Origin of the sequence: Campylobacter sp. FOBRC14 (genome assembly GCF_000287855.1) — a bacterium.
Taxonomy (GTDB): Bacteria; Campylobacterota; Campylobacteria; order Campylobacterales; family Campylobacteraceae; genus Campylobacter_A; species Campylobacter_A curvus.
This window is the reverse complement of record NZ_ALJJ01000007.1, coordinates 43,549-55,573: the sequence shown is the minus strand read 5'-3', so window position 1 is coordinate 55,573 and position 12,025 is coordinate 43,549. Positions and strand designations below refer to the sequence as shown.

17 protein-coding genes are annotated in these 12,025 nt (G+C 44.8%); all 17 read left to right on the top strand.

From position 1 onward, the window contains the following. Positions 1-99 precede the first annotated feature (99 nt). The 17 genes from moaA (at position 100) to HMPREF1139_RS00960 (ending at position 11,932) form a co-directional block, all read left to right on the top strand. Positions 100-1,068, top strand: coding sequence for a GTP 3',8-cyclase MoaA (gene moaA, locus HMPREF1139_RS01040; RefSeq protein WP_011991755.1), 969 nt, complete (start codon positions 100-102; stop codon positions 1,066-1,068). Between the two features lie 20 nt (positions 1,069-1,088). After that, entirely contained in the window at positions 1,089-1,835 is a 747-nt protein-coding gene (locus HMPREF1139_RS01035; protein ID WP_232209593.1) for a 7-carboxy-7-deazaguanine synthase QueE, read from the top strand. Beyond that, complete coding sequence (locus HMPREF1139_RS01030; protein WP_009649581.1) at positions 1,835-2,416, top strand: 6-pyruvoyl trahydropterin synthase family protein; 582 nt, start codon at positions 1,835-1,837, stop codon at positions 2,414-2,416. The genes HMPREF1139_RS01035 and HMPREF1139_RS01030 overlap by 1 nt, the downstream gene beginning before the upstream one ends. Next, entirely contained in the window at positions 2,416-2,616 is a 201-nt protein-coding gene (locus HMPREF1139_RS01025) for a hypothetical protein (RefSeq protein WP_009649706.1), read from the top strand. Before HMPREF1139_RS01030 ends, HMPREF1139_RS01025 begins: the two co-directional genes overlap by 1 nt. A gap of 8 nt (positions 2,617-2,624) precedes the next feature. Continuing rightward, on the top strand, positions 2,625-3,026 hold the full coding sequence (locus HMPREF1139_RS01020; protein WP_009649856.1) for a hypothetical protein: 402 nt from the start codon (positions 2,625-2,627) through the stop codon (positions 3,024-3,026). 1 nt (position 3,027) lies between these two features. After that, positions 3,028-3,681, top strand: coding sequence for a 16S rRNA (uracil(1498)-N(3))-methyltransferase (locus HMPREF1139_RS01015; RefSeq protein ID WP_009649489.1), 654 nt, complete (start codon positions 3,028-3,030; stop codon positions 3,679-3,681). An 81-nt stretch (positions 3,682-3,762) separates the two neighbouring features. Continuing rightward, positions 3,763-3,963, top strand: a complete 201-nt coding sequence (gene rpmE, locus HMPREF1139_RS01010; RefSeq protein ID WP_009649619.1) for a 50S ribosomal protein L31 — start codon at positions 3,763-3,765, stop codon at positions 3,961-3,963. A gap of 3 nt (positions 3,964-3,966) precedes the next feature. Then, a complete protein-coding gene (gene rsmI / locus HMPREF1139_RS01005; RefSeq protein WP_009649748.1) occupies positions 3,967-4,785 on the top strand; it encodes a 16S rRNA (cytidine(1402)-2'-O)-methyltransferase in 819 nt (272 codons plus the stop codon). 94 nt (positions 4,786-4,879) lie between these two features. Further along, complete coding sequence (gene rlmB, locus HMPREF1139_RS01000; protein ID WP_009649636.1) at positions 4,880-5,560, top strand: 23S rRNA (guanosine(2251)-2'-O)-methyltransferase RlmB; 681 nt, start codon at positions 4,880-4,882, stop codon at positions 5,558-5,560. After that, positions 5,553-6,539 (top strand): hypothetical protein, encoded by a 987-nt coding sequence (locus HMPREF1139_RS00995; RefSeq protein WP_009649505.1) that lies wholly within the window; start codon positions 5,553-5,555, stop codon positions 6,537-6,539. The genes rlmB and HMPREF1139_RS00995 overlap by 8 nt, the downstream gene beginning before the upstream one ends. Beyond that, positions 6,533-7,330 (top strand): hypothetical protein, encoded by a 798-nt coding sequence (locus HMPREF1139_RS00990; protein WP_009649741.1) that lies wholly within the window; start codon positions 6,533-6,535, stop codon positions 7,328-7,330. Before HMPREF1139_RS00995 ends, HMPREF1139_RS00990 begins: the two co-directional genes overlap by 7 nt. Positions 7,331-7,339: 9 nt before the next feature. Beyond that, entirely contained in the window at positions 7,340-8,545 is a 1,206-nt protein-coding gene (locus HMPREF1139_RS00985; protein WP_009649612.1) for an LL-diaminopimelate aminotransferase, read from the top strand. Beyond that, a complete protein-coding gene (locus tag HMPREF1139_RS00980; RefSeq protein WP_009649459.1) occupies positions 8,545-9,807 on the top strand; it encodes a homoserine dehydrogenase in 1,263 nt (420 codons plus the stop codon). The genes HMPREF1139_RS00985 and HMPREF1139_RS00980 overlap by 1 nt, the downstream gene beginning before the upstream one ends. Further along, entirely contained in the window at positions 9,807-10,145 is a 339-nt protein-coding gene (locus HMPREF1139_RS00975; protein WP_009649806.1) for a YraN family protein, read from the top strand. The genes HMPREF1139_RS00980 and HMPREF1139_RS00975 overlap by 1 nt, the downstream gene beginning before the upstream one ends. 71 nt (positions 10,146-10,216) lie before the next feature. After that, positions 10,217-10,531 (top strand): thioredoxin, encoded by a 315-nt coding sequence (gene trxA, locus HMPREF1139_RS00970; protein WP_009649715.1) that lies wholly within the window; start codon positions 10,217-10,219, stop codon positions 10,529-10,531. Beyond that, positions 10,531-10,983, top strand: a complete 453-nt coding sequence (locus HMPREF1139_RS00965; RefSeq protein ID WP_009649629.1) for a hypothetical protein — start codon at positions 10,531-10,533, stop codon at positions 10,981-10,983. Before trxA ends, HMPREF1139_RS00965 begins: the two co-directional genes overlap by 1 nt. A 10-nt stretch (positions 10,984-10,993) precedes the next feature. Continuing rightward, the gene (locus HMPREF1139_RS00960) at positions 10,994-11,932 is read left to right on the top strand and encodes an NAD(P)/FAD-dependent oxidoreductase (protein WP_009649780.1); all 939 of its coding nucleotides are present in this window, start codon (positions 10,994-10,996) and stop codon (positions 11,930-11,932) included. Positions 11,933-12,025 lie beyond the last annotated feature (93 nt).

Here is a 12,025-nt window from a genome sequence, read left to right as displayed (position 1 = left end):
TCATATAAAAAATTTTATGTGTATTTAAAATTTTTAACATATAATTAACGAACCAACAAGGTAAAAATAAAGCCTTAACCAAGCTTTCAAAGGTGCATAATGCTTGTAGATAAATATGGTCGGGTGGTTGATTATTTGCGTATTTCCGTTACGCAGCGCTGTAATTTCAGGTGTAGGTATTGCATGCCGACGACGCCTTTTAGCTGGACGCCAAAGGAAAATTTACTCAGCTTCGAGGAGTTGTTTTTGTTTGTCAAGGTCGCCATAGACGAGGGCGTGACAAAGATACGTTTGACCGGCGGCGAGCCGCTGGTGCGTAAAGATCTTGACGTGTTCGTAAAGATGATAAGCGACTATAAGCCGGATATCGATCTGGCACTTACGACTAATGGCTTTATGCTGCGCCACTACGCAAAGAGGCTAAGAGATGCTGGCCTAAAGCGCATAAACATGTCGCTTGACACGCTTAACGAGCAAAAGGCTAAATTTATAGCTCAAAAGAGCGTTTTACACGAGGTCTTGACCGGGTTTGAGGCTGCTCTTGACGCGGGACTGAAGGTAAAGATAAACACGGTCGCGTTAAAGGGCGTGAACGACGACGAGCTTATAAATTTGCTCGAATTCGCAAGGTTTAGGAATTCGCAGATAAGATTTATCGAATATATGGAAAATTCTCACGCGAAAGATGATCTAAAAGGCCTAAAAAGCGACGAAATTTTAGATATCATTTCACAAAAATACAATGTCACGAAGGATGAAAAGTTGCCAAACGCACCGGCCTCGATCTACCGCCTGGACGACGGATATAAATTCGGTATCATCGATCCGCATAAGCATGACTTTTGCGAGAGCTGCAACCGCATCCGCCTAAGTGCCGAGGGACTGCTCATACCGTGTTTGTATTTCGAGGACGCGCTTAGCATAAAAGATGCCGTCAGTCGCGGTGACATCATAGGAGCGAGCGAAATTTTAAGACAAGTCTTGGCCAATAAGCCCAAAGAGAACAAATGGGCTGTCGGGGCCGCTAACGAGACCTCCTCGCGCGCCTTTTATCAAACGGGCGGGTGATGCGAGACGGCGGCAGAGGACTGGAGCTTGTCGAGAGCTTTTTGAGCGTTCAGGGCGAAGGTGCTTACCAGGGCAGGCTCGCCGTATTTTTGCGATTTTTTGGCTGCAATCTAAACTGCATCGGCTTTGACGTAAAAACAAGATCAAACAAAACGGGCGAAATTTTGATCGGCTGCGATAGTGCAAGAGCCGTTTTTAAAGGACATTTTAAGTCCAAGAGATACTCTAGCGATGAAATTTTATCGCTTGTAAAAAATATATGCAAAGGGCTAAAAACCAGGCCTATCGTGGTTCTGACCGGTGGCGAACCTCTCATACATCACAAAAATGAAAATTTCATAAATTTAGTACAAAATTTGCTGAATCTTGGCTTTGATGTGCATTTTGAGACAAACGGCACGATCGAGGTGAATTTTGCAAAATTCCCGGTATATAAAAAATGTAAATTCGCACTTGGCATAAAGCTCGCAAACAGTGGCGTGAGCGTAGATAAACGTATAAATATGAAGGCGATAGAGGCGATTTGCAAAAATGCTAAAGAGAGCTTTTATAAGTTTGTTTTAAGCTCGCCTGGCGATAATGACTTGGAACAAATTTTGCAAGTGCTGAAGATATCGGATGCGCCTGTTTGGTGCATGGCGATGGGCGCTAGTAGGAGCGAGCTGGAGCAAAATGCGCCAAGGGTCGCAGATTTTGCTATAAAGCACGGATTTAACTACTCCGAGCGCATCCACATCAGGCTTTGGGATAAAAAAGAGGGTGTTTGATGATAATACGAAAACTTTTTACGTTTGAAAACGCGCATATCGTGAGGTTTTGCAGCTCAAAGCGCTGCAGGACGAGCATCCACGGCCATAGCTACAAGGCTGAGGTGCTGCTAAGCTCAAATTTTTTGGATAATGCCGGCATGGTTTATGATTTTGGCTTGATGAAGCAAAACATCAAGTGCATAATCGACAGCTTCGATCACGCTACGACGATATTTTCAGGCGACGAGGCGGAGTATAAAAGCGATCTGAAAAAGCACTCCGCGCGCTGGGTAGAGATCCCGCTAAATCCCTCGGCGGAGCAGTTTTGCAGGATATTTTTCGTCATCATCGATAGGCTTTTGAGCACTACTATCATGCAAAACGGCGAGCGCGAGGTGAAGCTAGAGAGCATAATCGTGCATGAGACGGATACGGGCTATGCGCAGTGCTTTAGAGATGATGCTTATAACGCGAAAATGGGTGAGATAAATTTAGACCGGATCGTATTTTCGCAGGCCGTGATCGACGAGTGGGACGATAAAGAGCTGTTTGAAAAGATAAAATTTAAAAAGCCTATCGTAAATGCTAAGGATGTTTGATGAAATTTTATAAAATTTTGATTTTGGCGATATGTGCGAGCGTTTTTGTAGGATGCGGCGATGAAAAGAGCGACACCGCGCCTAAAAGCGAGCCGGTGCCAAGCGACGTTTCCATCGCTCAGCCGGACGCAAACGTCAGCATAGATGAGAATTTACCGCCGGAACCGGCCATAGAAGATACGCAAAACGCACAAAAATAGGGCGAAATTTGAACCAATATCTAAGCGAGCTTTACGCCTACACTTTCCCGATACATCAAGGCTTCATGCATGTTTTGCTACTGCTTTGCGTCATATATCTTTTTTTGACGCAGTTTGGCATAGATACCAAAAACTACGTGCTTCGTATCAGATATTTTTTACCGATTTATCACATGCTTTTAAGCTTCATGATCCTTACGGGGCTTATTTTAGCGGCCGCTTATAACTATGAGCTAAGCTTTAAAGCCGTAAAAATGATAGTCGTGATCGTGGCGCTGATAGCTATTAGCGCGGTCGGGTTTAAAAAGCTGAAATTCTATGCGCGCGCCAAGCAGCTGGCTAAATTCAGGCGATTTGCCCTGTTTCAGAGCTTGGCTGAAATTTTACTCATAATCATCGCTGGGTATTGATTTGCAGTTTTTATATGACGCTATGGCCGGCTGCGAAAATTTAAAGATCATAAACGAAGCCTTTTTGCATCTAAAGGCACGCAGAGCGAAGGTCGGCGAGCGCGTAAATTTAAGAAATTTGAAAGACGGCAAGGACTATCTTTACGAGATAGAGGAATTTGGGCGCAAAGATGCTAGACTGAGGCTTGTTTTTACATCGACTCTTACAGTGAGAGACTATAAATTTAGCCTCGCTTGGGCGGTCGTGGATCCAAAAACTATCGAAAAGACGATCCCTTTTTTAAACGAGCTTGGCGTTGGCAAACTCATCTTTGTTTATACGAAATTTTCGCAGGCGAATTTTAAAATAGACGTGAAGCGCCTCGAATATATAAGCGCGCTTTCTTGCGAGCAGTGCGGACGCGACTCGCTGATGAGCTTTGAGATTTATAAAAATTTAGACGAATTTTTAGCCGTTTATAAAGATGTTGCACTCGTAAATTTTGGCGGTAAAAATTTAACCGAATATAAAGGAGAGCTGCTTTTTATCGGTCCTGAGGGAGGCTTTGCTTTAGAAGAGACGCGTAAGATAAATTCTAGCTACTCACTTGATACGAATAGTATTTTAAGGTCGCAAACCGCGGCTGTTAGTGTGGCTAGTAAATTTTTAGTGTAGTTTATTTGATTTTTTAAGCTTTTTTTAGTATAATCCCAGCTTGCTTAAATAAAAAACAGTCAAACTAATAAAGGAAAAATCATGAAAAAAGAGATACATCCGGAGTATATCGATTGTACCGTTACTTGCGCATGTGGCAACACTTTTAAAACAAAATCGAACAAAAGCGAGATCAAGATCGACATTTGCGACAAATGCCATCCTTTTTTTACAGGTAGTGAAAAGATCGTAGATAGCGCCGGCCGCGTCGAGAAATTCAAGAAAAAATACGCATTAAACTAAGCCTTGCTTTATTTTGTTCCTACTCCGATAGGAAATTTAGAAGACATCTCGCTTCGCGCGATCAGCGTTTTGCGCGGATGCGAGGTGATCATCTGCGAAGATACGAGAGTCAGTAAAAGTCTCGTAAATCTACTAAACGACCGCTTTGACGCGAACATAAACATACGAAATTTCATCCCCCTACATACTCACAACGAGGCTAATTTTTTTGCAAATTTAGATGAAAATTTTTTTGATAAAAACGTGGCTTATATGAGTGACGCGGGTATGCCAGGTATCAGCGATCCAGGAGTGGCGCTCGTTAGATACGCTCAAAAAAACGGCATCGCTTATGAAATTTTAAGCGGAGCCAACGCTGCACTCTTGAGCGTCGTAGCAAGCGGATTTTGCGATAAGGAATTCGTATTTTTAGGCTTTTTGCCAAATACTGGCAAAGATAGGAATTTAGCCATACAAAACGCCCTAAATTTAGCCTACCCATGCGTGATCTATGAAAGCCCGAAACGTATTTTGAGCCTTATTGAAAATTTAGCGAAATTTGATAGCGAGCGTGAAATTTTTGTCATAAAAGAGGCGACTAAAAAATTTGAGACGAAATTTAAAGGCAGCGCCAAAGGTGTCGCAAACGAGCTAAAAGATGCCAACCTAAACGGTGAATGGTGCGTAGTCATCTCGCAAAATCCAAATGCAGCGACGCAAGCCATAAGCATAGACGACATAAACACCCTTGATATCGCACCAAAAGCAAAAGCCAAGCTGCTAAGCAAGATCACGGGACGAGACGTAAAAAAGATATACTCCGAGCTTATAGCCTCTTTGTAGCCGCATTTTAGCGGTTGTGTATTTTGCCTGATATATTTGAGCGTTTCTTCAAAAATAAGTTAAATTTTACTTGATTTTGGGTATCATCAAACCCATGATAATATACGGGAAACAGCTATTTTTGCATATTTTGGACAAGCATCCGCAAACGATAGAAGAGATATATCTCTCAAAAGAGTGCGATAAAAAATTATTTTCGCGCATTTGCGGCGTTGGTAAGCATATATCTCGTGTGGATAATCAAAAGGCCCAGTCTTTGGCTCGAGGCGGCAACCATCAAGGCTTTTTGGCCAAGGTCGGAGAATATGAATTCGCCGCGATGAACGAGCTAAAAAAGATGAGTTTCATTGCCGTGCTTTACGGCATCAGCGACGTAGGAAACATCGGAGCTATCACGAGGAGCGCTTATGCGCTTGGCTGCGAGGGGCTTATAGTAGTTGCAAAGAGCATAAATATGGAAGGCGTTTTGCGTGCCAGTAGCGGTGCTGCTTATGAGATCCCAATAGCGCTTTTCGAGGACGGACTGAGTTTGCTAAACGAGCTCAAACAAAGCGGCTTTTGTCTTTATGCTACCGCTAGTAACGGCAAAAACGTGCATGAGATGAAATTTGATCCCAAGCGAGCACTGATAATGGGCTCGGAAAGCGAAGGCATCCCGCAAAAGGCGCTCGCAAAATGCGACGAGTGCGTAGGGATAAAACTAAAAGAGGGCTGGGACTCGCTAAACGTGAGCGCGGCCTTTGCGATAATCTGTGATAGGATGATAAATGAATGAACTTGAAATTTTAAAAGAGATCGGTATCAAGGAAATTTCGCGCAAGACGCACATCGAGCCCGTTTTTTTACAAAGTATCGTAGATAAGGATTTCGCCAAGCTCGTGCGCCTAAACGCCAAGGGTTACATCAAAATTTTGCAACGTGAATACAACATCGACCTTGGATGGTGGCTGGAAGAATACGAAGCCTTTTTGAGCGAAAACAAGCCGGACGAGAGCAAAAAAACGAAGATAAATCCTAAAATTTCATCATACACGAGCGACGAGATAGTCACGCAAAGATCCGGCGGTTCGCTCGGCTGGCTGTTTTGGGTCGTCATACTGGCGCTCATAGCGTTTGGTGCTTATTATTTTGATATCTACAAATACGCCCAAAGCATACCGTCGTTTTTCAACGATGAGAACAGAAGCGCGGTGTATTCGGAGTCTAGCATCGTAAGCGAAGTAAAAAAAAATATCATAGATACGAACATAACGATAACTCAAGCTGGTGGCGAGCGCTTAAGCGCGGATAAAAATGCCAGCCAAAGCGAGCGAGAGGTCACGGCGCCCGCAGAGCAAAATTTAAGCGCTCCGCAGCTCGCGGCACAAGATGTGAAACTAGATCAAAACGCCGGCACGCAAAGCTCGGCGCTAGAAAAGCTCACTACGAGCATCTCCTCAAAGGACACTAACGCAAGCGAGGTCATAGGCTCTGCGGACGAAGCCTTGATAATCCCAAAACAAAAGGTCTGGATAGGCATCATAAATTTAGAAAACGGGCAGAAAATTTCAAGCGATTCGAATAAAAATATCTCTATAAATTTAAAACAAAGACAGCTCGTCGTCTGTGGCAATGGCTCGATAGAGCTGAAAGTCGGCGATAAAGTCAGCAGATTCACGCCTAGCAGGCCGGCTAGATTTTTAGTCGAAAATGGCGAGATAAAGTCCATAAGCTACGATGAATTCATCGCTTTAAACAAGGGCAAATCTTGGTAAAATTCCTAGCCTTGCAGGCTCTTTTTTGCTCCCTGCTCTTTGCTGCGAGCGCTACTCTTAGTGCGCAGGCTCTTAGCGCCGATGCCTCGGCCGCTCGCTCTCTTTTTAGCGACGAGAGTAAATTTATCGATGAAAAAGGCTTCGTAAAGACAAAGGAGATAGTCGGTCTCTTGCAAGAAAACGGGCTTTTTGATGCGGCGTCATTTTCCTCTTCGAGCTTAAATTTAAAATTTACCACGAGCGATGAAATTTCGCCTGCGATTTTTGTAAAAGCCCTAAATTTCAGCCTTGATATGATGGGCGCAAACATCGCCAGAGTCAATGAATTTTCAAATTTATCGCCTATTTCTTACTCTCTCATCGCGCTTAAAAGTGGTGGCATCGACCCCGTTTTGCTCGCTCAGGCTCTTGATGCAAGCGGTTTTGGGATTTTAGAATTTAGCAGACAAAGCGGCAATCTAGTCATTAGCCTTGAGGCAAAAGACGCACAGATAAAAAGCGGCGAGCCTATTTTTGGTGAGGAGTTTGTTTTACCGCGTTCTGCCGGGGCGTATTTTTTAAACACGGGCGGTGCTAGCGAGCTTGAGATCGTCTCTAACGAGCCTAGCCGCTGGGTGCCTTTGGTGAGGATCTATGATAAAAATTTAGAGCAGATAGTGAGTTTTGAGGAACACAAGGCGATGCACAAATACGACTTACAGCTGCCAAGCGACGCCAAATACGTGCTGATAAGCGATAATATTGACATAAACAACATAAAAAACGACATAAGCGTAAAGCTTAGCAAATAGGAGGAAGCGATGTTTGACGAGATTAGGTTCAACACGATCGAGAGGCTACCAAATTACGTATTTGCCGAGGTGAATGCGATAAAAATGGCCGCACGTAGAAATGGCGAGGATATCATCGATTTTTCGATGGGAAATCCCGAAGGCCGCACGCCTCAGCACATCGTAGACAAGCTCTGTGAGAGCGCGAACAAGGATAAAACGCACGGATATTCGGCGAGTGCCGGAATTTACAAGCTTCGTCTTGCTATTTGCAACTGGTACAAGCGAAAATACGATGTAAATTTAGACCCGGATACCGAGGCCGTGGCGGTCATGGGCAGCAAAGAGGGCTTCGTGCATCTTACTCAAGCTATCATAAACCCGGGCGACGTCGCCGTAGTGCCGGATCCTGCATACCCGATACACACGCAAGCTTTTATAATCGCTGGCGGGAACGTCGCAAAGATGCCGCTAGTTTATAATGAAAAATTTGAGCTTGACGAGAATAAATTTTTTGAAAATTTACAACAAACCATCCACGCCAGCTCGCCAAAGCCAAAATATGTAGTCGTAAATTTCCCGCACAATCCAACGACGGTCACCGTGCAAAAGAGCTTTTACGAGCGACTGGTAGCGATGTCTAAAAAAGAGAGATTTTACATTATCTCCGATATCGCCTACGCGGACCTCACGTTTGATGGCTACAAAACGCCTAGCATCTTTGAGGTCGACGGCGCAAAAGATGTCGCGGTGGAGTGCTACACGCTGTCAAAAAGCTACAATATGGCGGGCTGGCGCGTAGGCTTTGTATGCGGCAATAAACGCCTTTGTGCCGCACTTAAAAAGATCAAATCATGGTTTGACTACGGCATGTTCACGCCGATACAAGTCGGCGCGACCGTGGCGCTTGACGGACCGCAAGAGTGCGTGAGCGAAATTTGCAAAATTTACGAAAAGCGCCGCGATGTGCTTATCGAAGCCTTTGAAAATGCGGGCTGGAGCATGCAAAAGCCAAGGGCGAGCATGTTCGTCTGGGCAAAGCTGCCACCGCAAGTAGGCAACATCGGAAGCCTCGAGTTTTCAAAGCAGCTACTGACAAAAGCTTGCGTGGCTGTGAGCCCTGGTGTGGGCTTTGGCGAAGGTGGCAACGACTACGTCAGGATCGCTCTCATAGAAAATGAAAACCGCATCCGTCAAGCGGCCAGAAATGTCAAAAAATATTTGAAAGAATTTTAATGAACGTAGCAATCTTGGGCGTTGGCGTCGTCGGCAGCGAGGTCGCTAATATCCTTTTAAAAAATAAAAAGATCATCACCGCAAGAAGCGGCCAGCAGATAATCCCGGTCGTTGGCGTGGTACGAAATTTAGACAAAAAGCGAGACGTGAAGATACCGCTTAGTGCCGATATCGATAGTGTTATAAAGCGCGATGATATCGATGTTTATGTCGAGCTGATGGGCGGAGTGGACGAGCCTTACCGCGTGGTGAGCGAAATTTTAAAACGCAAAAAAGCAGTCGTTACCGCAAACAAGGCGCTCTTGGCCTATCATCGCTTTAAACTGCAAAATTTAGCCGCCGATACGCCGTTTGGCTTTGAGGCGAGCGTAGCCGGGGGCATACCTATCATAAAGACGCTACGCGAAGGGCTGAGTGCAAACCATATCCTCTCGATCAAAGGCATAATGAACGGCACTAGCAACTTTATCCTCACATCGATGATGAACGGCGGGGCGAATTTTGACGAAGCGCTGAAGACCGCTCAAAATTTAGGATATGCCGAGGCCGACCCCACCTTTGATATCGGCGGCTTTGATGCGGCGCATAAGCTGCTCATCCTTGCCAGCATCGCATACGGTGTGCACGGCGATCCCGAAGATATTTTGATCGAGGGCATCGAGCGGATAACGAAAGAGGATATATTTTTCGCAAATGATTTTGAATACGTGATAAAGCTGCTGGCTATCGCCAAAAAGGTAGGCGAAAAGGTCGAACTGCGGGTACATCCGGCCCTTGTGCCAAAAGACAAGATGATAGCCAAGGTCGATGGAGTGATGAACGCAGTCAGCGTCGTAGGTGACGCGGTCGGCGAGACGATGTATTACGGCGCTGGAGCAGGCGGAGCGGCTACGGCAAGTGCTGTGATAAGCGATCTAATCGACATCGCAAGAGGGCTTAAAACCCCTATGCTAGGCTACAAATCGCCCCTTGAAAAAGAGCTCAAGCTGCTTGCTCAAGATGAAATTCGCACGAAATATTATTTTAGACTGCGCGTCGAGGACAAGGTCGGCGTGCTGGCGAAGATCACAAATTTGATGAGCGAAAATCACCTTTCTATCGATAGCTTTTTGCAAAAGCCAGTCACCAAAAGCGAGGGCGAAGTAACGCTATTTTTCACGACGCATACGAGCTTGGAGGCCGATGTCAAACGCGTCATAGGGCTTTTGAAAAAGCAAAATTTCATAAAAGAAGATCCGTTTATGATAAGGATCGAAGAGTAGTGGGGCTTAGAGAGTATCTCTTTGGCAAAAGCTCGGAAGATAAGGCCAGTAGGTACCTAGAGAGGCTAAAATTTAAAATAATCGAGCGAAATTTTCACTCGAAATTTGGTGAGATAGATATCATAGCCTCAAAAGATGAAATTTTGCACTTTGTCGAGGTCAAGGCGACTGATGGCGATTACGAGGCGCAGTATAGATTGACCGCGTCAAAATACGCTAAAATTTTAAAGGCAGTCGATTATTATTTGCTTAAAAATGGCTGGAATTTTGATTTTCAGATCGATCTGCTCGTCATAAAAAAAGACGAATTCGAGCTGATAGAAAATATTAGTTTATAAAAATTATTATTTAGAAAAAATTCAGAAAAATTGGTGTATAATCACACCATTTAAAAAACAAAGGAGAAACAATGGGAAAATACATAGAGCTTACAACTGCAAATTTCAATGTCGCCAAAGAGGGCGTCGCGCTCGTCGATTTTTGGGCGCCATGGTGCGGACCTTGCCGTATGCTAGCCCCAGTCATCGAGGAGCTTGCGGAGGATTTTGACGGCAAAGCTAAAATTTGCAAGGTAAATACCGACGAAGTACAGGACTTGGCGGTTGAATTTGGCATTAGATCGATCCCGACGTTGCTATTTTTCAAAAATGGCGAAGTAGTCGATCAAATGGTCGGCGCACAGTCAAAACAGGCTATTACCGACAAGCTGAATTCACTTCTTTAATGGCTTTAAAAAATAGGGGAAGCTTGCTTCCTCTAACGTACATATTCGGCTCATTTTTCGGTGCAGCCATGATAGCGATAGTTTTTGCATATAATAATTATCGATTTTCAAAGTATAAATTTATAGATTTTTCACAGCTCGTTTTTTACGAAAAGAGCGAAATTTTCAAGCCAAAAGAGCCTAGATACACTATTTTGGTATTTAGCTCGAACCAGTCAAAGATAGATGAAATTTTAGCGGGAGAAAAAATAGCCGAGCCAGTTATCGCCGTGGATATATTTCAAAAACGTAGCGACTCGAACAAAACGCTAAAATACATAAGCTCGGATATCAATACGATATTAAAACTGATGAATACCTTAAGTATCACGAGCGTGCCAAGCAGCGTGCAGATAGTGCGTCAAAACGGCGAAATTTACAAACAAGACTCGAAAATAAAAACGATAAAATAAAGGATAAAAGATGTTAGATTTAGCGATCATAGGAGGCGGACCGGCAGGGCTTAGCGCCGGACTTTACGCGACTCGCGGCGGACTTAAAAACGTCGTGATGTTTGAAAAGGGCGAGCCTGGCGGTCAGATCACCTCAAGCTCGGAGATAGAAAACTACCCCGGACAAAAGAGCCCGGGTGAAAGCGGGTTTGATTTCATGAGTACATGGTGGGCGCAATGCAGTCATTTTGGGCTCGTTCATAAGTGGGCGAACGTCGTAGGCGTGAGGCAAAATGTCGATAAGAGCTTTGAAATTTTACTCGAAGGCGGCAAAAGCGAGCAAGCAAAGACCGTCATCGTAGCTACTGGCTCTGTACCGCGCCGCGCCGGGTTTAAAGGCGAGGACGAGTTTTTCGGACGCGGAGTCAGCACATGCGCCACATGCGACGGCTTTTTTTATAAAAATAAAGAGGTCGCAGTCCTTGGCGGCGGCGATACGGCGATAGAGGAGGCGATTTATCTGGCTAATATCGCGTCTAAAGTCTATGTGATCCATAGGCGAGAGGAATTTCGCGCAGCTCCGACAACGGTGCAAAAGGCCCGCCAAAACGAGAAAATCGAGTTCATCACGAGCGCCACGATAAAAGAGGCATACGGTGATAAATCAGGACTAAACGGGCTTATTTTAAACACGAAAGAGGGCGAGCGCGACCTGAAAGTGCCAGGCGTCTTTATCTTCGTGGGGCTTAATGTGAATAACGAAATTTTAAAGCTCGAAGACGGCTCTTTCATCTGCAAGATGAGCGAGGGCGGTCAAGTCGATGTGGATCTAAAAATGCAAAGTAGCGTGCCCGGGCTATTTGCGGCTGGCGACATCAGAAAAGACGCTCCAAAGCAAGTCATCGTCGCAGCCGGAGACGGCGCAGTAGCCGCACTTAGCGCGATGAGCTATATCGAGAGCTTGCATTAAAATTTTAAGAATTTAGCCTTAGGGCTAAATTCTGCCTTATGGGCCGCATCAAAATAAAATTCTGCTTTAGCCTCCTCTGATTATCGATTTTTA

Coding starts and splice junctions, on each gene's coding strand:
- moaA (WP_011991755.1), top strand. CDS start 100: ATGCTTGTAGATAAATATGGTCGGGTGGTTGATTATTTGCGTATTTCC.
- HMPREF1139_RS01030 (WP_009649581.1), top strand. CDS start 1,835: ATGATAATACGAAAACTTTTTACGTTTGAAAACGCGCATATCGTGAGG.
- HMPREF1139_RS01025 (WP_009649706.1), top strand. CDS start 2,416: ATGAAATTTTATAAAATTTTGATTTTGGCGATATGTGCGAGCGTTTTT.
- rpmE (WP_009649619.1), top strand. CDS start 3,763: ATGAAAAAAGAGATACATCCGGAGTATATCGATTGTACCGTTACTTGC.
- rlmB (WP_009649636.1), top strand. CDS start 4,880: ATGATAATATACGGGAAACAGCTATTTTTGCATATTTTGGACAAGCAT.
- HMPREF1139_RS00995 (WP_009649505.1), top strand. CDS start 5,553: ATGAATGAACTTGAAATTTTAAAAGAGATCGGTATCAAGGAAATTTCG.
- HMPREF1139_RS00985 (WP_009649612.1), top strand. CDS start 7,340: ATGTTTGACGAGATTAGGTTCAACACGATCGAGAGGCTACCAAATTAC.
- HMPREF1139_RS00980 (WP_009649459.1), top strand. CDS start 8,545: ATGAACGTAGCAATCTTGGGCGTTGGCGTCGTCGGCAGCGAGGTCGCT.
- trxA (WP_009649715.1), top strand. CDS start 10,217: ATGGGAAAATACATAGAGCTTACAACTGCAAATTTCAATGTCGCCAAA.
- HMPREF1139_RS00965 (WP_009649629.1), top strand. CDS start 10,531: ATGGCTTTAAAAAATAGGGGAAGCTTGCTTCCTCTAACGTACATATTC.
- HMPREF1139_RS00960 (WP_009649780.1), top strand. CDS start 10,994: ATGTTAGATTTAGCGATCATAGGAGGCGGACCGGCAGGGCTTAGCGCC.